Genomic DNA, 21,221 nt, shown 5'->3' on the forward strand with positions numbered 1-21,221 from the left:
CACTTGGGATGCGTTATTTAACCCTACTCACCGCTCTATACAACACAATCGGCCCTGAAAAGACAACCTGAAATCCGGAATAACGGAGCTTTTCTCTATTTTTCCAATTCTACGCATAAATGTCTCCCCGTGTCCAGGCTCCTTCTGAGCCGGCCCAGGAGACTGTCGCCCGAAGACAACATCAGCAGCCTACTCCTTGCCAAGATTCTGACCATGATGCAGCTGCACCGTCAAAGGTACGTCCAGCGAGACGGCAGACTCCATCGCATCCTGCAACATCCCGGAAACCCTGTCCAACTCCGGTTCAGGGACCTCAAGTACCAGCTCATCATGGATCTGGAGAATTAAATGTGCCTGGGAGCGCAAGCCCTTCAAGCCTTCATCGACCCGAAGCATGGCCAGCTTCATAATATCTGCTGCAGTCCCCTGAATGGGGGTGTTGATCGCTATACGCTCGGCAAACTCACGCCTGCTTTTGTTTTTACTGTGAATATCCGGGAGAAAACGCCTTCTGCCTGAAAGGGTGGTCACATACCCGTCTTCTCTGGCCTGCTCCACCACCTTGACCATAAATTCTTGAATTCCGGAAAAATGACCAAAGTAGCGATCAATAAAGGTCTGAGCCTCCTTTCGACTCAGGTCAAGCTGGTTGGCCAGGCCGTAACTGGACATCCCGTAGACAATGCCGAAGTTAATGGTCTTGGCCACCCGCCGCATCTCCGAGGTGACCAGCTCCGGGGCCACAGAGAACACCTCTGATGCCGTTTGGCGATGGATATCCCCCCCTCCACGGAAGGCATTGAGCAGTTCCTGGTCCTGGGAATAATGGGCCATCACCCGCAGGTCGACCTGGGAATAGTCACCGGAGAGCAATACCCAGCCAGGCTCCACCGTGAACGAGGAGCGAATGCGCCTCCCCTCTTCGCTGCGGATCGGGATATTCTGCAGATTGGGATTACTGGAACTGAGCCGGCCGGTGGCGGTGCCGCATTGATTGTAGGAGGTATACACCCTGCCACTCTCCGGATTGCGCAGCTCAGAGAGCTTATCCACATAGGTTGATTTCAACTTGGCCAGGTTGCGATAGCTCAGCACCAGGGCCGGCAGTTCGTGCTGGCCGGCCAGCTTCTCCAGGACCTTGACATCGGTGGACCAGCCGGTCTTGGTCTTCCTGCCCTTGGGCAACTGCAGATCTTCAAAGAGGACCTCCCCCAACTGCCGGGGGGACTGAATATTGAAGGTCTTACCGGCTACCCGATAGATGGCCTGCTCACAGTCCTCAAGGCGCAGGCCAAACTCCTCAGCCAGCCCCTCCAGGACCTGGGCATCAACCACAATGCCGGTGTTCTCCATGGCGGCAAGCACCCGGACCAGTGGCCCCTCCACCTCTGCCATCAGGGAGAGGATGCCCCACTGGGACAGGGTCTCCTGCTGGCCAAGATAGAGCCGGTAACTGCCATAGACGTCCTCACAGCTGTAATCCTTGGCAGCCTCAACCGGGACCCGGGTAAAGGCATCATCGCTCTTATCGCCCTGGACCACCTCGCTGAAGGGAGTCAACCGCAGATCGATCTCCGCACAGAGGTCATCCAACTTGTAGGAACGCCTGCCCGGATCGAGCAACCAGGCCCCCACCATGGTATCGTGCAGGGGGCCGCCCAGACGAATAGCGCCGTTCTGGGGAGCGGCCAGAACCGCATAATCATACTTGAGGTTATGGCCGATCTTGGTGGCAGTGGTGTTCTCCAGGATCGGTCTGAGCATCGCCAGCAAACGTTCCCGATCCAGCTGTCCGGGAGCCGGACTGCCGTCTGCCAGCAGGTGCCCGCAGGGCAGATACCAGGCCGCAGTCTCGTCTATGCAGAAGGAGATACCCACCAGCTTCGCCCGGCGGGGATCCAGGGAATCGGTTTCCGTGTCCAGCACCCAGCTGTCGGCAGCTTCCAGTTGGTGACAGAGTTTGGCCAGGGCCTCCTCGTCCTGGATCAGCTGAAAATGCTCAGTCGGCACTGCCGCTGCCCGGACTTCGTTTTTCAAGAGGGTGTGGAACTCCAGCTCGGTAAAGAGGCTGCGCAGCCTATCCTGGTCTGCAGCATCAGAGCCGCCATAGCTGTAGGCAGGCAACGCTTCCTGAACATGGGCCTGGTGGTTGAGCCGGATCAACTCCCTGGAGAGAAAAGCATCCGCCTTATGGGCGATGATCCGCTCGGTCATCTTGGAGGGCTTCAACTCACCAACCGCCCCATAGAGTCCCTCCAGGGTCTGGTAGCTGCTGAGCAGCTTCTGGGCAGTCTTGGGACCGACTCCGGGCACGCCCGGGATGTTGTCGGCACTGTCGCCGGTCAGGGCAAAGTAATCCAGCAGACCGACAGGGCTCACCCCATACTTCTCTGCCACCGCGGCCTCATCCATGGTGCGATTATTCATCGGATCCCACAGCGAGACCTGGGGAGAGACCAGCTGCAACAGGTCCTTGTCCCCGGAGACAATCACCACCCGATGGCCCTGGTCTGTCAGGGCCCTGACCGCAGAGGCGATCAGATCATCGGCCTCCTGCCCCTCTTCAATCAGGCTGAGGATATTGTAGGCAGCAACCAGCTCCCGGATATAGGGGATCTGGGGAACCAGGTCCTCGGGCATGGAGGGTCGGTTGGCCTTGTACTGGGGATAGAGTGCATGCCTGAAGACCGGCCCGCGACTGTCAAAGGCCACGGCCAGGTATTGCGGGTTCTTCTCCTTGATCAGCTTCCGCAGGATGGTGGTAAAGCCGAACACGGCATGGGTTGGCAGGCCGGTGGAGTTGGTCAGGGGCTTAATGGCATGGTAGGCCCTATAGATATAGGCACTTCCATCGATCAGGTAAATTTCAGACATGGAGGGTATCTTTGCAGAGCTAAGTTGAGGATCGAGACCGTAGCAGGGTTGGCAACAGCGCAGACCCGGAAAGAGCAGACAATAAAAAACCCCTGCCCAGGGGCAGGGGTTGATCAACTGGAAAAAAAAACGATCAGGCAGCGGCACTCTTCACCCAGGAGGCCTGGGGTCCCTTGTCGCCCTCTTCAACGAGACACATCACGGCATCCCCTTCGGCCAGATCATCGATGGAGATGTCCTTTAAGGCGCCGGCATGGAAGAAGATCTCCTGGTTATCGCCGGTGACGATAAAACCATACGCCTCCTCGGAAAAGAGTTTTCTGATCACCCCGGTGGCCGGGGCATCGATGCTTGCCCCATGCGGGGCTTTAGCGTTTTTATGGTTCTGCTTCTTGCGCACAATCTCTTTTAACTGCAGACCCAGTACATCAAAAGCTTCAACCAGCAGTGGCCGGACCATCTCTCCCCAACGTTTAACCACGACGGTATCGTTGGGTACAGAGGCGACCAGACGCACCTCATATCCTCCCTCCTTATACCCTGGGGTAGCCTCAATCGTTACGCGCAGATGAAGAACGAAGTTCGCGTAATGTCGGATTAACTTATCGCGTTCTCCTTCGATTTTTTCCTGCCAGCTCTTCCGCATCTCGAGATTTTTGGCTTCGATTTTCAATTCCATATACATCCTCCACTAATGATAGCGTCAGCGACCCCATTGTCGCTCTTCCCTGGTCCATGCCTCTCCTCCGGCCACTTTCATACGCAAAAGGCGCACTACTACCCCGACTATAGCAGGCACGATTTTGACACAGGGGAACGTACAAAAGAGGAGGGATATAAGAAGGGGTGAGACATAACCATACTTCAACTATAGCCACGGATGAGCCCCGAAATCAAGAGCAAGATGAGAGCAGGACTCGAATAATATTTTTTCCCTCACCTTCCGAGGCGAACAATCATGGCGGCGGCGCCGGGCAAGCCCCCCTGGGGTCCTCACTAGAGCCCAGGGCAAAGGACAACAAACAATCCGGCAGAGGAACCTACATTCTCTTGACGCCCTGAGCCTCCCCCGGTTAGAGTCAGATCATGACGACCTCAACAAGGCGGGGAGTGCTCCTCTTAAACCTGGGCGGCCCGGAAAAAATCGAAGATGTTCAACCCTTTCTCTACAAGCTGTTCTCTGATCGGGAGATCATTCGCCTGGGCCCCTGGTTCATGCAAAAACCACTGGCCAGACTGATCGCCAGAAAACGGGCCCCAAAGAGCAGGGCCAACTACCAACAGATCGGCGGAGGCTCACCCCTGCGCAGGATCACCGAACAACAAGCCAGAGCCCTGGAACAGCGCCTGGCCGAGCACGGCAGCTACCTGGTCCGTCCCTGCATGCGCTACTGGCACCCCTATGCCGCGGAGGCGCTCAGGGAACTGCAGGAGGCCCGGATCGATGAACTCATCGCCCTGCCCCTCTATCCCCACTACTCCAGGGCCACCACCGGCTCCTCGTTGAGCGATCTGGAGAGCGCTGCCCGTAAACTCGGGCTGATTATCCCCCTGCATACGATCGATTCCTGGCCCCAACAGAACAACTACATCAGCAGCCTGGTGGAGCGTATCAGGGAGGGTTTGGCAGCCTTCGGCGATGACGAGGTCCAGATCGTCTACAGCGCCCACAGCCTGCCGGTCAGCCTGATCAGGGAGGGTGATCCCTACGTGGAGCACCTCCAGCAGACCATAGACGCCATCGAGCGTCAGACCGGACGCCCGGGACGGCTCTGCTACCAGAGCAGAAGCGGCCCGGTGGAGTGGTTGGGACCATCGACTCCGGAGACCATCGAGAGCCTCTCCGCCTCCGGCTGCCGCAAGCTCCTGATGGTGCCCATCTCCTTTGTCTCCGACCATGTGGAGACCCTCTACGAACTCAACATCCAGTACCGCAAGCTTGCCGAAACAGCGGGACTGGAATACCGGGTCACCGCCGGCCTGAATACCTCGGCCCAGTTCATCGAAGGCCTCTGCCGACTGGTACTCCAGGCCGGTTAAGCAGGCGCTGCCCAGGCGTTCAGGACCACTTTAGCTGACCTGAAAACGGCGCATCCGGATATTCATCATCACCCCGATGGCCACCATGGTGGTGATCAGGGATGAACCGCCATAGCTGAACAGGGGCAGGGGAATGCCCACCACCGGCAGGAAACCCATGATCATGAAGAGGTTGATAACCGCCTGCCAGAAGATCATCATCACCAGGCCATAGGCCAGGAGCACCCCGAATTTATCCCGGGCACCCAGGGCAATATTGAGCCCCCAGATGAGCAGGAAAAAGTAACAGCCCAGAAAGATGAGACAACCGGCAAAACCCCACTCCTCTGCCCAGACCGAGAAGGCAAAATCGGTATGGCGCTCCGGCAGGAAGTTGAGATGCCCCTGGGTCCCCTCCATGAAGCCCTTGCCAAAGGTCTCCCCACTGCCCACCGCGATCTTGGACTGCATGATCTGATAGCCGTGATTCATCGGGTCACCCTCGGGATTGAGGAAGGTTTCGATCCGGCGACGCTGATAGTCCTTGAGCAGATACTTCCAGCCGATCAGGGCAGCCCCCATCCCCATGCCCCCCAGGATAGCGATGGTGGACCAGCGCAGTTTGACAAAGAGGGTCATGGAGACAAAGAGGATCCCCAGCATCAGGGCCGTCCCCAGGTCAGGCTGGATCAGGATGAGGACAAAGGGGATGGCGGTCAGGATACCGGGCCTGAGCAGATCCCTCAAGCGCAACCCGTCCCGGCTCTCTATCTTGGCATAGCTGGAGGCCAAAACCAGGACCAGGATGAACTTGGCCGGCTCCGAGGGTTGGAGGCGAAAGAAGCCGAGGTTGATCCAACGCTGGGTATCGGCGATGGTTGCCACAAAAAAGTTGGTATAGACCAACAGCAACACCACCCCTCCGTACATCAGATAACCAAAGGTGGCCAACTCCCCATAGTCCACCACCACAAAGAGCAGGATCAGGACCAGGGCAGCTACGAACAGATACAGCTGTTTGTAGAATACGGCCGAAGCCGTACCGCTGCCGCTCCAGGTGGAGCTGTAGAGGTTGGCCAGCGCCATCCCGGAGACCAGCACCAGCATCAGCAGCATTACCCAATCAAAGTGGTGCACAAGTCGGCGATCAAATCGTAACATAGCAGATAAACCAAGAGGTTAGGGAATCAATTTGGTCTGCTGCCGGAGCAGACCTCCGGCAAGGCCTTGGCCAAACAAGGGCGCCTGGGCCAGCATGCTGCCGGGCAGGACCACGGTACTGACCTCAGCAGAGGCGAATCGGCCGGCAAAATATTTTTCCAAAACCGCCCTGGCAACAGGAGCGGCCGCACTGCCGCCGTGGAGTCCGTGCTCGATCACCACGGCCACCACGATCTCAGGATTTTCGGCCGGAGCAAAACAGATAAACAGGGCATGATCCCTGTACTTATAGGGGATATCCTTTTCCTTGAGGTGGATGTACTGCTTGAGACGAACCACCTGGGCGGTACCGGTCTTACCGCCGACGATGATCTTTTTATCCGACACCCGGGCGCGTCTGCCGGTTCCCCGCTTGCCGTTCACCGCCTCCACCAGGCCCTCCCGGACCAGCTTCAGGTTGCGCCCCTGGCCGCTCAAGCGCTTCAGCACAGCCGGCTTAAAGGATTCAATCACCCGCCCGTCCGGATCCCTGACCTCTTCGACCAGGGCCGGTTTATAGAGGGTACCGCCGTTGGCCAGGGCCGCAGTCATCAGGGCAAGCTGTACCGGGGTGGCCAGGTTAAAGCCCTGACCAATGGCAATGGAGAGGGTCTCTCCCTCCTGCCAGATCTTGCCAAAGCGCCGTTTTTTCCAGGCTGCCGTGGGTACCAGGCCGGCCTTTTCGTGCTCCATCTCCACCCCGGTCCGGCTGCCCATGCCAAAGAGCTTGGCATACTTGGCGAGCCGGTCAACGCCTAGACGCTGCCCCACCTGATAGAAGTAGACATCACAGGATTCGGCCAGGGCCCGCTTCAGGTTCACCGCGCCATGTCCGCCCCGCTTCCAGCAGCGATAGGTCCGGTTGCCGAAACGATAGTAGCCGGGACAGTAGATCACCGAATCCGGGGTGATGACCCCCTCGGCCAGACCGGCTACGGCGGTTATGGGCTTATAGGTCGAACCGGGCGGATACTGGCCCTGCACCAGCTTGTTGACCAGGGGAGTATGCGGATTAGCCAACATCGCATTCCAGGCCTTGTGGGAAATACCGCCGACAAACTCATCCAGATGCAAGGCCGGGGCACTGGCCAGGACCAAAAGCCGCCCCGAGTTGGCCTCCAGGGCTACCACGGCTCCGGCCCGATCCTCTTGGGCCATGATTTCTTCGGCGGCCTGCTGCAGTTGCATGTCAATGGTCAGGCGCAGGTCATTGCCCGGCAGCGGCTCCAAGCCCTTGAGGTTGCGTTGTTCAAAGCCCAGGGCATTGACCTCCATATAGTTACGCCCCTTCTCTCCCCGCAGATCCTTCTCCCGCAGCCGCTCAAGGCCCATCTTGCCGATCATGTCGCCGCCGCGGTAGAGGCCGTCCTTTGAGGCCTTCAGCTCCTTCTTGTTGATCTCACCGAGATAACCGATAATATGGGAGCCCAGATTTCCCCAGTGGTAGACCCGCAGCGGCACCACCTCGATCTTGATCCCGGGCAGATCCATCCGATTGTTCTCGATCCTGGCCACGGTCTCCCAATCGATGTCTTCGGCCAGGCGCACCGGAATATGGCCTGGGTTATGGGCCATCTTCCGGATCTTGGCCAGCAGCTCCGAGGTTTCCATGCCGAGGATCCGGGTCACCTTTTTCAGCCACTCATCATCGATCTTGTTATCTTCCCGTACCCAGACCACATTAAAGGAGGGTCGATTGGTGACGATCTCCCGCCCATAGCGGTCCAGGATATTCCCCCTGGGCGCCGCCACCTCCAGATAACGCACCCGGTTGGAGTCGGCCAGGTTACGGTAGTACTCACCCCGCTGAATCTGCAGATACCAGAGCCTGCCGATGATCACCGCAAAGAAAAAGAGGAGCACAAAGGCGGCATAGAGGGCCCGCTTCTTGTAAGCATCCAGCTCATGGTCATCCCTGGGGGTCAGCTTGGTCACTCCGCTGTCTTTCTTGCGCTCCGCATCCAGCAGCGGTTCAGGCCGTTTTCGATTTTTGCGTCGTATATTCTTCATCTCGATTCATGCTCCAACGGTCGGCACCCTCAGGCCCGATACCTGTTATCGGTACGAACGCGAAATTTTTTCCAGGAAAATATCCCCTTGGCCAGTCGATACTGGATCCGTTCAAGCAACCAGAAGAGCGGATAGGCACAGAGAACGATCAGGCCGGTGCGGAGCATCATCTTCCACCAGACCCACTCAACCAAACCGCCCGGCACCAGAAAAGAGGTGACCACATAGGCGCACCAGGACATCACCAGGTAGCTCACCCCAATCAGCGGCACCTGGTAGAACGACTCACTCACCGGCATCTTTTGAGCAATAAAACGGAGCAGGAAAAAGGAACTGAAGCAGAACAGCGCGTACATCCCCAGGATAATGCCGGAAAAGACATCGAGAAAACAGCCCAGAAAGAAAAGGACCACCAGACTGCTCATCAGGGGCAGACGATAGGCCAGATAGGCCAGCAAAATATAGTAGAGATCCGGTGCCGCCACCCAGGTGGGATGGAGCATGCAGACCGAGGTCTGAATAACCACCAGCAGGAGGCTGATAATGGTAAAGACAAGAACAATCACAGCTGCCCCTTACTCCCGTTTTCCCGGTTTCCCGGTTTCCTCAGTCCGCGGCAGCTCGGCATCCAGCAACCGACCGCCTGGAACCGCCTTATTGAGGCACCGGCTCCTTGCGCTGAAGGACAAATAAATATTCCAGGGTCTTGTAATCCACGCTAGGCCTGACTTCAATCTCATGAAACATGCCCCTCCGCTTGCGAATCACCTTGGAGACCACACCGACGGGTAAACCGGTGGGAAACATCCCCCCATAGCCGGCAGTGACCACCACATCCCCCTCTTCCACTTCAACGGTTTTCAGGACATACTCAAGGCGGTAGGTCTGGGAACCGGTCCCCTTGAGGATACCACGGACCCTGGATTTCTGCAGCAGCACATCGATGGCACTGGAGGGGGCGATGGCCAGCAGGACCTTGGAGTAGTGGGGAGAGGCGGTGAGCACCTGGCCGACGATCCCTTCACTGTTGGTCACAGGGCTACCCTTGAAAACACCGTCACTGGTACCGCGATCAATGATCAGAGAACGAAACCACATGGAGGGATCCTTACCGATGACGGTTGCCGCGACCATGGGCAGATCCGAACTGTCCTTAAAGGCGAGCAGCTTCCTCAAACGGGCATTGGTGGCCATGGCCTCCCGGCTCTTATGGACCAGCGCCCTGCTCTCCTGCAGCTCCTGCCACAAGCGCTTGTTTTCCTCGCCCACGGCAAGCACATCGAGATACTCCTGCTTAAAAGATCCCAGGTAGTTGACCCCTGAGGCGACCACCTTCTGCACCGGTCCGGCAGCCTCGAGAATCAGTTTATGCAGGCCCCCGAACTTCTGGCTCCCCAGAGTGGAGACGAGAAAGATGCATGCCAGGGTCATGAGCAGACCGGCAAAAAAAAGCAGGCGGAATATTCGAAAACGGCTACTCCGTTTTCGGGTGGACTGTTGTCGCATAGGAAAGGGTAGAGGCTCAACAATGCATGGTATTTGAGGCGAGCAGGCAAGCCCGGGTTTTGGCCCCTGCAGTCCCCCATTGAGACCATGCGAGGAAACAATCTAAAGGGTATCTTGCAGCATGCGTCCCACTCAAGGCAGCCGGGAAGATCTCCCCCCGGGCAGAACTTCCCGGAATAGATCCTCCTCCACAGCGCCGAGCTGCTCAGCGCCGGCAAGGGCTCATGCGGCCCTGGTTCACTCGGGATAGGGCAGGATCTGATCCAGGGTACAGCCCGGGATCAGTCGATGGCGATCTCTCTCAATATTTCAAGGTTGTCCAGGGCCCGGCCAGAACCCAGGACCACCGAAGAGAGGGGGTCTTCGGCAACCAGGATGGGCATCCCTGTTTCATCCTTCAAGAGCGTGTCCAGGTTTTTCAGGAGGGCCCCTCCACCGGTGAGGACAATCCCCTGGTCAACGATATCGGCCGACAACTCCGGAGGAGTGACCTCCAGGGCCACCCGCACCGCGTCCACGATGACCTCGACCTGTTCGGCAATGGCCGACTGGATCTCCTTGGAGCTGATGGTCATGGTTTTAGGAATGCCGGAGACCAGGTCTCTGCCCTTGATCTCCATGGTCTCGTAGGGCTCTTCGGGCAGGACATTGCCGATGGTGGTCTTGATCCGCTCGGCGGTCCGTTCACCAATGGCCAGGTTATGCTTGCGTTTGATATACTGGAGGATCGACTCATCCATCTTGTCTCCGGCCACCCGCACAGACTTGGCATAGACGATCCCGGCAAGGGAAATCACCGCCACCTCGGTGGTCCCGCCGCCGATATCGATAATCATGTTGGCCGTGGGCTCGGTAATGGGCAGGTCGGCCCCGATGGCGGCAGCCATGGGTTCTTCGATCAGATAGACCTCACGGGCCCCGGCAGATTCCGCCGACTCCCGCACCGCCCGTTTCTCCACCTGGGTAATCCCGGAGGGCACAGAGATGATAATCCGGGGATGAACCAGGGTCCTGCGGTTATGAATCTTGTTGATGAAGTAACGGAGCATCGCCTCGGTCACCTCAAAATCGGCAATCACGCCGTCTTTCATGGGGCGGATGGCGGCAATGTTGCCCGGAGTCTTGCCCAGCATCTCCTTTGCCTCCTTGCCGACAGCCAAAACCCGGCTGCCGCGCTGATCTCTCCGTACCGCGACCACCGAAGGCTCACGCAGGACAATGCCCTTTCCCTTAACGTACAGTACGGTATTGGCCGTGCCCAGATCGATCGCCAGGTCATTGGACATCCAGCCAAACAGAAAATTAAACGGAGAAAACATTCCGAATCCACCTCTAAGATGAGAATTATCGCTACCAAAGCCTCAAGCACCGCCTCACACCGGGCTCCGCTTCTGGAGCTGCCTACCAGCTAACACACAAAGCCCTACACATTACCAACTGCTCCCTCTGTTGGCAATGTATATGGAGAAAATCGGAAAAAAGAACCAATAGTTGTTGACAGGCCCCGATCAACCGTGGTAGATGAAGCGCCAGAATCACAGAGGACGTGAGGGGCTATAGCTCAGCTGGGAGAGCGCTTGACTGGCAGTCAAGAGGTCTGCGGTTCGATCCCGCATAGCTCCACCACATATAAAGGATGTATCACCGCACGGTGATACATCCTTTTTTTTTGCTGTTGCCTCAGTTGATACCCCGGATCGACTCCATCAGGGGGGAGCTCCTGCTCACCACTGGCGTGATGGGGCCAGCTGGGAACTGAAACCCTTCCGAAACTCTTCTTTTAGCGCCTCGGCTGCATATCCCTTGCGTGTCCCTTGCGTGTCCCGATAGGGTCCTTTCCCGGATCCTTTCCCGCCATCTCGGCGGCACACTCAAAAAAAACCATCCTCGAAATATCAATCTCTATGTCCAATCTCCACCTCAGCGCTCCTTTTCCCCGACCCTTGCGTTTGAGCCAACCCCCTCATTTATGGGCAGACACCAGCGTTAGGGGCAGAGCACAGCGGCCCTGAACAAGGTCTACCCGACTGGCGGCGCCTCGGAGTAATAGTTGTTGACAGACCCTGATCATTCATGGTAGATGAAGCGCCAGAATCACAAAGGACGTGGGGGGCTATAGCTCAGCTGGGAGAGCGCTTGACTGGCAGTCAAGAGGTCTGCGGTTCGATCCCGCATAGCTCCACCAACCTTTCGGATCCACTGGAAACACATTCATGATTCAGTGGATCCTGCCAGGCCTGTCTTGCACCAATCCTGTCCACCCAGGAAAATGCAGGGCGGGCCTTGCTTGTTCCCATCTTCCGGAATATCTTCACCAATCCCTCAAAAAGACGACTCTTTTTCCAACTCGCCCTTTGCAAGAATTGCCCAAGGAAGGCCGAACCCCGGCAAGGGTGGCCCCAAGTGCCCCCTGGCACGCACCACTCACCGCATATTCTCTCAAGCTAGCCTCATAAGCAGATCCCCCAGGATACCATGAAAAGAGTGACCCCTATCCCGGCTCTCTCCATGCCTCCCTGTTGGCGCATTTGGATTTGGCGAGCTGCTCCCTTGTCCCATCTCGGCCTCAGATACAGCCACCTGTTTTTTTAACCAAAATATCAGCCAGATGCCGACGAGAGAGATTTACACCTGCCTTGACCTTGCTCAAAACAAGGGCTTGGAATCATGGGAGGCGACAGGGACTGTGGGGAGCAGCTGAGCGGATAAGCGACAGAGGGAGGTCAGTGAAAACATGGACCAGTATCTGCCCCGGGAACAGACCTCAAGCCTATCCATCTGAAAAGTGGTCCATACTCAACATTTCCGGTTTAGCGAAAACAATTCCGAACAAGGGGAATTCCGTGTCATTTTACAACACCTTCATTCCTGCAACCAACCGAGAAGAGAGCATTTTATTCAGCGAACATCTGGCCCTATAATTGCTTGCCCCCATATAAGGGAACTCAATTCCTTACCCATTCCCATTCAAGCTAACCATACAGGAGGTTAGAGATGAAAAAGAGATTGGTCGTATCAATGGCAATTTTCGGGTTGGTTTCCTGCCTGGTCAGCACGGCAGGTGCCACCTCAATCGGCGAGATAGAGCCAAACAGCACCCTAGCAACGGCTCAGAGCCTTGACGGGTCATTCTCCTTGGGAGCGAACCCTGATATCTTCATGGCAGGGACCATTCCCTGGGTCTCCATAGGGGCCACTGGTGACGGCACCTACGATTACTACTCGTTCACGGTCGCAGCCGGGGGGGTTACGGGCTACTTTGATATCGATTACGGCATGAATCAGGGCGGCTCCATAGACACCGAGATAGCACTCTTCGACTCCCTGGGCAACGTTCTTTTTGCCCGAGACGATGGCAGTAACTATCAAGCAGTCAATGACCCGGGGACCGTTCATGGTTATGATCCTTCCCAGTCCTACTTCTTCAGCACAGCAGGGACCTATATCATCGGGGTGGCCGAATACTCTGCAACGCCGGTTCTCGGAGGCTGGACCGGGAATATACCGGATGCAGGCGATACCTATACCCTGCAGGTCTCCCTTGAAGGCGCAGACACCTCCTCCCCCGTACCCGAACCCACCACCATGCTCCTCTTCGGTACCGGCATAGCCGGGCTTGCCGCGGTCTCAAGAAGGCGCAGGTAAGGCCAAACCAAGCTAACCAAGCTACCGGCCTATTGCAGGGCAGGGTCTCCCAAGACCCTGCCCTGTTCTTTGCTCCATGCCGCCGGTCTTTGCCGTTCGGCCAGAACCCTTAGCGGCGCTGGCCGGCCTCCAGCCGGCCTTCGATGATCCGGGTCAGCTGCTCCTGAAGCAGCCGACGCATCTCCCCGGCCACCGGCGCCTCGGCCCACGACTCTCCCCCGCAGACCAACTGGAAGAAACGCTCACAGCTCCGCCGCTCCTCCCTGCTCCAGAAGGCGGTGAAACCGGCCTTGCTGCTCCCCTTGGCCAGCCGCTCTCCCTGCTGATAATCGCGCCTGCCATGGGCCCAGTTGACCACCTGGCGGTAAAAAAGGAGGCTGCGGTCCAGGAGGATGTAGAGCAGCTGGATATTGTTCACCGGCCCGACCTGGAGCTGCTCGCCGCCGACCTGCATGCCAAGGAGCTTGATCCCGGAGAGCCACTGCTTCCCCTTGATAGCCGTGCCCGCGGCCCCCAAGAGCCCCCCCAGGGTAGAGAAGACCCCAAAGGAGATCCCGGCGGTCGCAACATCCAGGCCGGCGCCCAGGGCCGCCCCGCCCATGGCCCCGGCCAGGATGATCTGCCGATCGGTGAGTCCCAGAAACTCCCAGGTCTTCCTGCTGAACAGGTCCTGGGCCAGGATGGAGTGCTCCGGCAGCACCAGGTTGAAGCGGTTATGCTTGTAGAGGTTGCGGATGGCCCGATGGGCGGCCTGTTCCCGGGCAGCGACATGGTGCTGATACTCCTGCCAGAGCCGCTCCTGGAGTTGCTCAGAGGCTCCACCGCTAGAGGGGACGCTCTTGCTGTAGGCCAGGGCCTGGCTCAAAAAGTCGAGGATGATATCCACGCTCTGCTCGTTGCGGGCCTGCCAGTCCGCCTGAAAGGCCTGGACCACCCCGCGCAGGGCAGGCTCCCACTGCTGATCAATGGCCTTCAGGTTCTCCAGCAGCTCGATCCGTTGGATATAGGTGGCCCGCGAGGAGTTGAACAGGCGGGTGGCATTAAAGTGTTTCCTGAACTCGGACTGCCACTGGGCCAGGTAGCTGCTCTCTTCGTCTTTGCAGTTGATCACCGCCATCCTGGGGGCACCGCTGAGGCGGAGGATCTCCATCTCGGCCCGATCCATATTCCGAACCGGCCTGGAGCCATCCACCACAAAGATAACCCCGCTGCCGGCTGCCACAGGGGTCAACAGGGCACAGTCATCCCTGAAGGCGGGATCGTCTTCATGGGCCTGGATAAAGGCCTCGATCAGGAGGGCATCCTCCCCCTGATAGCGCTGCAGCCAGCGCAGGGTCTTGCGTGGATTCTGAAAGCCCGGGGTATCGATGAAGCGGATCACCTCCCGGCCATCGACAATCACCGGAAAATCCTGGCAGACCTTGGTCTCACCGGGAACAGGGCTGACCCTGACGGAATCATCTTCCGCCAGGGTGGAAAGAACCGAAGATTTTCCCTCGTTGGGGTGGCCGATAATGGCAAACCTGGGAATCTGATGGGATGATGTGATCACGGCAGTAAACATACCTCTATCTCGGAGTCACCAAGGGTGGCCACCTTCATCTCCCATATCCGAGCGCCGGTCTGCTCGGGCTGGGTCAGGATGGTGTCTGCTCCTGGTTTTCCGATCAAAACTATGGTGATGACCATCCCGGGCCCTGCGGCCCTGCGGAGGGTCTCGAGAAAGGAGAGAAACTCTTCAATGGGCGGTTGCCAGCTCTCCTGGACCACCACCACCCTGGCCACGGCCCCAGCCTTCACCTCCCTGGCCAGGGCCGCAGGCAGCCGGTCCTCGGCCTCCAGTTCATCGTCATAACTGTGGAGGGACAGCGGCGCCTCGCCGAGCCAGCTCTGCAACCCGGCTGCAAACTGCTCCAGGGGGAAATCGAGGGCCAGTTCTTCGGGCACCAACAGCCAGCTGCTCTTCACCGGCAGGGGAGCAGGCACTGAGCCTGCCTCAGCCGTGTCCCCGGGCAGCTCCTGGGCAGGTTCCTCCGCTCTCCCGGCGGGCGGCGGCTGCTCTTTCTTACGGCCGGAACTCTCCACCAGGGGGGTAAGCAGCCTGCGAACAAGCTGACGAACCCCCGGATCCTCCATGGAAGGCAGCTCCGAGAGGAGTCGGCGCTGCCGAAGAAAACCAAAGAGCAACAGCCCCAGCCTGGGGAGCAGCCCATAGCTAAGAACGGCACAGCAGAGGAAGGGCCACCAGGAGACCAGATCCAGGGTGGAGAGGTGATATATTCCATCCTTGAGCACCATCCGGCTGCCGGCTATGGCCTCAAGGCTCGGGTAGGCGAGCTCTTCCGGCAAGAGCCAGCTCCAGGGCAGGGCGATCCAGCGGACCAGCTCGGCAACCAGGGTCTCGGAGACCTGGAGGGTGGATTGCCAGCCAAAGGCAATATCAGAGAACAGGACCTTGGCCAGGGTGGTGCTCAGGATGCCGCCGTTGAAGCCGATGCCCACCAGTTGGAGCAGGAGAAAGGTTGACCAGAGCAACAGGCCGCCATAGGCGCCCGCGGGCCCTGCCCCGCTAAAAAAGGAGGTCCTGGCGGCCTCGCCAGCCGACCGCCGCCTGCTGCGGGCGCGGCGCTCCAGCCTGGCAGCGAGCCTCCAGCCGGCTCGACTGAGCCAGCGAACCAGGAAGGAGGCGGCCGGCTTGCGGCGGCGCAGGCCCCGCCAGGCAAGGGCCAGCAGCTGCGTAGCCAGGAGCAGGAGCTGCACCAGGACCAGGAGGACAAAGTAGGCCGTGACATTCAAGGGCGCCGTCCCGCCATAGGCCAGGAGGGGGGCAGTCACCCCGATGCCGAGCAGGAGGCCGCTGCCCAGGGCGGCAAGGCGCAGCAACAGCAGCAGCTCGCGGTAGACCCTGCCGGGCAGCTCTGCCGCGAGATCCGGCTGAGCCAGATACTCGGCCCGGCGCAGCTCCAGCCAGCGATGCACCAGGGCGCGATCGTTGTCTGTCTGGCCGGCAGCCCCCTGCTCAGGCACGATGGCATCGAGATAGAGGCTACGATCACGCCGGCTCAGACCGCGGTCATCGTCGGCGGATCCGAGCCGATCCTGGCCCAAAAAAAACTCGAGATCGAGCAGTGCCGCAATACTCCACAGGCGTGCCATCAAAAGCCCCCCCCGGAGAGCAGAATGCACAGGGCCAACGAAAAAGAATTGCAGGAGATTTTCATTTTAGCTACAACACCTCTTGGCGTTTTCCCCAGAGGGGCAACGCCCTGATAAAAAAAACGAGTTTGTGCCGACAAACCCAAAGAGCACCTCCCTAGCATATCGAGAAAGATGATGGACAACAAGCCCCAGCAGCCAAAAAAAGATCCCCGCCCGTCGATGCCCCTGCTCCGCCAGGGGGCCGGTGCTGCCTGGCCCATCTGTCTTGGTTATTTTCCCGTTGGCCTGGCCCTGGGGGTCCTGGCCCAGCAGGCCTCCATTCCGGTCTGGGCAGTGGCCATGATGTCCATCCTGGTCTTTGCCGGCAGCGGCCAGTTTATCTGTGTGGCCATGCTGGCCAGCGGGGCCTCCATCCTGGCCATCATCCTGACCGTCTTCGTGGTCAACCTGCGTCATGCCCTGATGAGTTCGGCCCTGGCCATTCACCTCCAGGGAGTCAATCGCTGGTTCCTCTCCCTCTTTGCCTACGGGATCACGGACGAGAGCTTTGCCGTCAACATGACCAGGTTTCGTGACCAGGAGTGGAGCCGCTGGAGCGCCCTGACGGTCAACCAACTCTCCAACCTGGTCTGGATCAGCTCCACGGTGAGCGGTACGGTCATCGGCCAGTTCATCCCCCAGGGAGCCTTTGGTATCGACTATGCCCTCACCGGCATGTTCATCTGCCTGCTGGGCTACCAGCTCCAGGGCAAGATCTTCGTGGCCACGGCCCTCATCGCCGCCGTGATCGCCACCCTCTGGTATGTGGTCATCCCCGGCGACTCCTATATCGTCGCCGCCTCCATGCTGGCGGCGACCATCGGCTTTATCCTCAAACGACGCTGGAGAAAAAAATAATGCGCTTTCTCGACTACCTGCTGCTCTTTGCAGGCATGGGCCTGGTCACCTATATCCCCCGTTGGCTGCCGCTGCTCTACCTGGCCCACCGGCGGCTGCCCCAGTGGCTGATCGACTGGCTCAGCCTGATTCCGGTGGCCATCCTCAGCGCCCTGCTGGCACCGATCCTCTTTACCCAGGCTGCTCCACGGGCCATCGACCTGGGCAAACCGGAACTGCTGATCGCCATCCCCACCTTTGTGGTGGCCTGGAAGACCAAGAGCCTGGGGGGAACGGTGATCGTGGGGATGGCACTCTACTGGCTGGTCGGCATGATATAAAGTGGGCCGAGGAGTGGAGGGGGCGAGCAGGCAGGCCGGGACCGGAGAAGGCCTCAAGGCAGACTCAAGGCAGGCTCAAGCGGCAACAGACTCCTCGGGAGAGCGTGGCCCCAGGAGAAAGGCCATGGCACGGCCCCCCTTGCCTTTCATCTCCACCTGGAGCGGCTTGGAAAAACGATATTCAGCTGCAAGTGTTTCATGCACCTGGGCAGAGACATTGATCTTCATGGGCGCAGAGAGGGACTCCAGCCGGGAGGCCACATTCACGGTATCACCAAAGATATCGTAAAGATACTTGTCCGTGCCCACAATCCCGCCCACCACATCACCGCAGTGCATCCCAATCCGGACCTGCCACTTGTGAGCGGCCCGTTGGTTTCGCTCCTCCATAAAGGCGATGATCGCCAGGGCGGTATCCGCCATCTTGTGGGCGTGACGGGGATCGGCCTCCGGAATACCACAGGTACAGAGGAAGGCATCGCCCACGGTCTTCATCCGTTCACAGCCGTGTTCCCTGGCAATGGCATCAAAGCCGGAGAAGATCTGGTTGAGTTCCTCTATCAGGATGTCCGGTCGAAGCAGGGAGGCGGCAGCGGTAAACTGGACAATATCGATAAAGCAGACCGAGACATTGGTGTAGAGCTGGGGGGAGAAACTGCCGGTGGCAATCAGCTCCTGGGCAACCCGGGCAGGGAGCACATTCAGAAGCAGGCCCTCTGATCGCTGCTTCTCCAACTGCAGCTGCCGGTTCTTCTCCTCCAGCTGCCGCTGGAGACGGCAGAGCTTGAGGTGGGTATGGATCCTGGCCAGAACCTCGGCACTGTGAAAGGGCTTGGTGATGTAATCCACACCCCCGACTTCAAATCCCCGCACCTTGTTGGCGGCTCTATCCAGGGAAGAGATAAAGACCACCGGAATATCCCTGAACTGCTCGTTCTTTTTCAACAGTGTACAGAGGGTGTAGCCATCCATGCCCGGCATCATGATATCAAGAACGATCAGCTCCGGCAGCGTGGTCCGGTTTTGGTGCAGATGGGCAAGGGCCTGGTCGGCATCGCCTGCCAGGCTCACCGCATAGCCCTGCTGGGTCAACAGTCTCTCCAGAATCTTCTGGTTGATAACGGAATCCTCGACCACCAATATCCGCTCTTGATTCGCTGTCATCAAAATCTCACCACCCGATTGCGGTCATCAAGGTCAGGCCAAAGGCTCAACCGCCCTGTCGTGCCCGCTGCTGCAGCGCCAGATCCATCAGCACCAGGGCAGCCATGGATTCGACAATGGGTATGGCCCTGGGTACCACACAGGGGTCATGGCGCCCCTTGGCCGCCAGCTCCACCTGATTGCCGTCAAAGTCGACGGTCTGCTGCACCCTGCCGATGGTGGCCACCGGCTTGAAGGCGACCCGGAAGATGATCGGTTCACCGTTGCTGATCCCCCCCTGGACCCCGCCGGAGTTGTTGCTGCTGGTACCCAAGCCGGCACCCTTCCTGACAAAGGGGTCGTTGTGCTCACTGCCCCGCATCCGGGTGCCGGCAAAGCCTGAACCGATATCAAACCCCTTGGTGGCCGGCAGGGAGAGCATGGCCTGGGCCAGGCAGGCATCGAGCTTGTCAAAGATGGGCTCCCCCAGCCCAACGGGCAGGTTCCGGCAGACACAGGTCAGGATACCGCCGGTGGAGTCCTTGGCCTCCAGGATCTCAGCCACCCGCTGCTCCATCAACTCGGCCGTGGGCCCGTGGGGGCAACGGATCAGGGTGGAGTCCACCTCCTGCCGGCTGATCCGGCCGGGATCGATGGCCGGGGCCTCGATATCGCCCACCGAACTCACCCAGGCGACGATCTCGGTGCCATAGTTCTGCTGCAGCCACTTCTCGGCGATGGCACCAGCCGCCACCCGACCGATGGTCTCGCGGGCACTGGAACGGCCGCCGCCGCTGGAGGCCCGGATGCCGTACTTGAGCTGGTAGGTGAAATCCGCATGGGAGGGTCGGGGAATGGTGCTCATCTCCCCGTAATCTCCCGGGCGCTGATCCTTGTTATGGATCAGCAGCATGATCGGCGTGCCCAGGGTTCGACCGAACTCGGTGCCCGAGTAGATGGTCACCTGATCCGCCTCCTGGCGCGGGGTGGTCAGATCACTCTGTCCGGGCCGCCGCCTGGAGAGTTGCGGCTGGATATCCGCCTCGCTCAGCTCCATCCCCGGAGGACAGCCGTCAACGATGGCCCCCACTCCCTTGCAGTGTGATTCGCCAAAGGTACTTACCTTATAGAGTGTCCCCAGTGTGCTGGACATAACGTCTCCCTTGTCTGATCTTTGCGGGGTATCATCGCTGCCTGCCGACCTGCTCCGAAGAGATCCAGCTCGGCCCCGGCCTCAAACCACCCGCCTTATGGTCTGCCGGTCGGCGGCCCCATCATAGAGCCGTCGACCGGATCTTCCCTCGGCCAAAGAGCGGCCACCTCATTGGCTGAACTTCTCCAGATACCAGCCACTGGCCTTATCCAGCCCCTGGCGCACCGAGTAGGCGGGTGCATAGCCCAGCAGCTGCTCGGCCTTGCTGATATCGGCCAGGGAATGGCGGACATCACCGGCACGGAAGTCACGATAGACCGCCTGGGCAGCCGCCACCTCGGGGCGGCGGACGGCGACCCGTTCCCGGATCAGTTCAAACAGGGTCGTCAACGAGGTCCTGGCGCCGCAGGCCACGTTATAGGTCTGATTCAGTGCCTCCTGGTCGGTGACCGTGGCAGCCAGGATATTGGCCTGGACACAGTTCTCGATAAAACAGAAGTCCCGACTGGTCTCGCCGTCGCCGTTGATAAAGACCTTCTCCCCCTGGAGGAGTCCGCCGAACCACTTGGGAATCACCGCCGCATAGGCACCCTCGGGATCCTGGCGCTGGCCAAAGATATTGAAGTAGCGCAAGCCGATGGTGGCAAAACCATAGGTCCGGGCAAAGACCTGGGCATAGAGTTCGTTGACCAGCTTGGTCACGGCATAGGGGGAGAGCGGGTTGCCGATCTTCTCTTCCACCTTGGGCAGATCCGGATGATCGCCATAGGTGGAGCTGGAGGCGGCATAGACAAAACGGGTGACCCCGGCATCCCGGGCGGCAACCAGCATGTTCAAAAATCCGCTGATATTGTTTTCGTTGGTGGTGATCGGGTCTTCGATGGAGCGGGGCACCGAGCCCAGGGCTGCCTGGTGGAGGACATAGTCCACCCCCTCGCAGGCCGCCTGACACCGTTCCAGCTCACGGATGTCTCCCTCAAGCAGCTGGAAGCGCTGCCACTGGCCGGCGTCTACCCGGGAGCGGACCTCATCCAGGTTATGATGATGACCGGTGGAAAAGTTATCCAGCCCCACCACCCGCTGATCGAGCTTGAGCAAGGTTTCCAGCAGGTTGGAGCCGATAAAGCCGCCCACACCGGTGATCAGCCAGGCCTTGGGCTGCTGCTGGAGGAGTTTTTGTTGTTTTGTATATCTGCTCATAGTATCTTTTTTCTAAGGAACTGTTACCTGATTACCTGGGGAGGAGCCGGGCCTTGGGCCGTGAGCTCGACCGGATGACCGGTCGCCTGCCCTGC

16 protein-coding genes and 2 tRNA genes are annotated in these 21,221 nt (G+C 59.0%); 6 read left to right on the plus strand and 12 right to left on the minus strand.

The annotated features are described in order from the left end of the window. Positions 1–189 precede the first annotated feature (189 nt). Together polA and G494_RS0115460 are read right to left on the minus strand one after the other, a co-directional pair. Positions 190–2,874 carry a DNA polymerase I gene (polA, locus tag G494_RS0115455; RefSeq protein ID WP_028585246.1) on the minus strand — a complete coding sequence of 895 codons (2,685 nt, stop codon included), beginning with the start codon at positions 2,872–2,874 and terminating at the stop codon, positions 190–192. Between the two features lie 133 nt (positions 2,875–3,007). Next, a complete protein-coding gene (locus G494_RS0115460) occupies positions 3,008–3,553 on the minus strand; it encodes a cold shock domain-containing protein (RefSeq protein WP_028585247.1) in 546 nt (181 codons plus the stop codon). A 407-nt stretch (positions 3,554–3,960) separates the two neighbouring features. Between G494_RS0115460 and hemH the strand changes: the two genes are divergently transcribed. Further along, positions 3,961–4,914: a ferrochelatase gene (gene hemH, locus G494_RS0115465; protein WP_028585248.1), complete on the plus strand. Its 954-nt coding sequence runs from the start codon at positions 3,961–3,963 to the stop codon at positions 4,912–4,914. A 30-nt stretch (positions 4,915–4,944) separates the two neighbouring features. On the opposite strand, the gene rodA is transcribed toward hemH, so the two are convergent. The 5 genes from rodA to G494_RS0115490 form a co-directional block, all read right to left on the minus strand. Beyond that, positions 4,945–6,054, minus strand: coding sequence for a rod shape-determining protein RodA (rodA, locus tag G494_RS0115470; RefSeq protein WP_028585249.1), 1,110 nt, complete (start codon positions 6,052–6,054; stop codon positions 4,945–4,947). 18 nt (positions 6,055–6,072) lie between these two features. Next, positions 6,073–8,103 (minus strand): penicillin-binding protein 2, encoded by a 2,031-nt coding sequence (gene mrdA, locus G494_RS23855; RefSeq protein ID WP_084456945.1) that lies wholly within the window; start codon positions 8,101–8,103, stop codon positions 6,073–6,075. Positions 8,104–8,132: 29 nt separating this feature from the next. Next, the gene (locus G494_RS25670) at positions 8,133–8,669 is read right to left on the minus strand and encodes a hypothetical protein (protein ID WP_028585250.1); all 537 of its coding nucleotides are present in this window, start codon (positions 8,667–8,669) and stop codon (positions 8,133–8,135) included. A gap of 88 nt (positions 8,670–8,757) precedes the next feature. Further along, positions 8,758–9,609, minus strand: a complete 852-nt coding sequence (gene mreC, locus G494_RS0115485) for a rod shape-determining protein MreC (protein ID WP_028585251.1) — start codon at positions 9,607–9,609, stop codon at positions 8,758–8,760. A gap of 281 nt (positions 9,610–9,890) precedes the next feature. Beyond that, on the minus strand, positions 9,891–10,928 hold the full coding sequence (locus G494_RS0115490) for a rod shape-determining protein (protein WP_028585252.1): 1,038 nt from the start codon (positions 10,926–10,928) through the stop codon (positions 9,891–9,893). Between the two features lie 231 nt (positions 10,929–11,159). Between G494_RS0115490 and G494_RS0115495 the strand changes: the two genes are divergently transcribed. The 3 genes from G494_RS0115495 (at position 11,160) to G494_RS0115515 (ending at position 13,254) form a co-directional block, all read left to right on the plus strand. Further along, positions 11,160–11,235, plus strand: a tRNA-Ala gene (locus G494_RS0115495). A 483-nt stretch (positions 11,236–11,718) separates the two neighbouring features. After that, positions 11,719–11,794, plus strand: a tRNA-Ala gene (locus tag G494_RS0115505). An 809-nt stretch (positions 11,795–12,603) separates the two neighbouring features. Further along, a complete protein-coding gene (locus tag G494_RS0115515) occupies positions 12,604–13,254 on the plus strand; it encodes a DVUA0089 family protein (RefSeq protein ID WP_084456948.1) in 651 nt (216 codons plus the stop codon). 109 nt (positions 13,255–13,363) lie between these two features. On the opposite strand, the gene G494_RS0115520 is transcribed toward G494_RS0115515, so the two are convergent. Both G494_RS0115520 and G494_RS25675 read right to left on the minus strand, forming a co-directional pair. Further along, positions 13,364–14,818, minus strand: a complete 1,455-nt coding sequence (locus G494_RS0115520) for a GTPase/DUF3482 domain-containing protein (RefSeq protein WP_028585254.1) — start codon at positions 14,816–14,818, stop codon at positions 13,364–13,366. Beyond that, positions 14,803–16,410, minus strand: coding sequence for a DUF2868 domain-containing protein (locus G494_RS25675; protein WP_028585255.1), 1,608 nt, complete (start codon positions 16,408–16,410; stop codon positions 14,803–14,805). Before G494_RS25675 ends, G494_RS0115520 begins: the two co-directional genes overlap by 16 nt. 174 nt (positions 16,411–16,584) lie before the next feature. On the opposite strand from G494_RS25675, the gene G494_RS0115530 reads away from it, so the two are divergent. After that, positions 16,585–17,310, plus strand: coding sequence for an AzlC family ABC transporter permease (locus G494_RS0115530; protein ID WP_232362577.1), 726 nt, complete (start codon positions 16,585–16,587; stop codon positions 17,308–17,310). Beyond that, complete coding sequence (locus tag G494_RS0115535) at positions 17,310–17,630, plus strand: AzlD domain-containing protein (RefSeq protein WP_028585257.1); 321 nt, start codon at positions 17,310–17,312, stop codon at positions 17,628–17,630. Before G494_RS0115530 ends, G494_RS0115535 begins: the two co-directional genes overlap by 1 nt. A 75-nt stretch (positions 17,631–17,705) precedes the next feature. Here G494_RS0115535 and G494_RS0115540 read toward each other — a convergent pair whose 3' ends face one another. The 3 genes from G494_RS0115540 to G494_RS0115550 form a co-directional block, all read right to left on the minus strand. After that, complete coding sequence (locus G494_RS0115540; protein ID WP_028585258.1) at positions 17,706–18,794, minus strand: adenylate/guanylate cyclase domain-containing protein; 1,089 nt, start codon at positions 18,792–18,794, stop codon at positions 17,706–17,708. A gap of 46 nt (positions 18,795–18,840) precedes the next feature. After that, complete coding sequence (gene aroC, locus G494_RS0115545) at positions 18,841–19,926, minus strand: chorismate synthase (protein ID WP_028585259.1); 1,086 nt, start codon at positions 19,924–19,926, stop codon at positions 18,841–18,843. A gap of 168 nt (positions 19,927–20,094) precedes the next feature. Then, the gene (locus G494_RS0115550) at positions 20,095–21,126 is read right to left on the minus strand and encodes an NAD-dependent epimerase/dehydratase family protein (RefSeq protein ID WP_028585260.1); all 1,032 of its coding nucleotides are present in this window, start codon (positions 21,124–21,126) and stop codon (positions 20,095–20,097) included. Between the last annotated feature and the right edge of the window lie 95 nt (positions 21,127–21,221).

It is taken from the genome of Desulfogranum mediterraneum DSM 13871 (assembly GCF_000429965.1).
Taxonomy (GTDB): Bacteria; Desulfobacterota; Desulfobulbia; order Desulfobulbales; family Desulfobulbaceae; genus Desulfogranum; species Desulfogranum mediterraneum.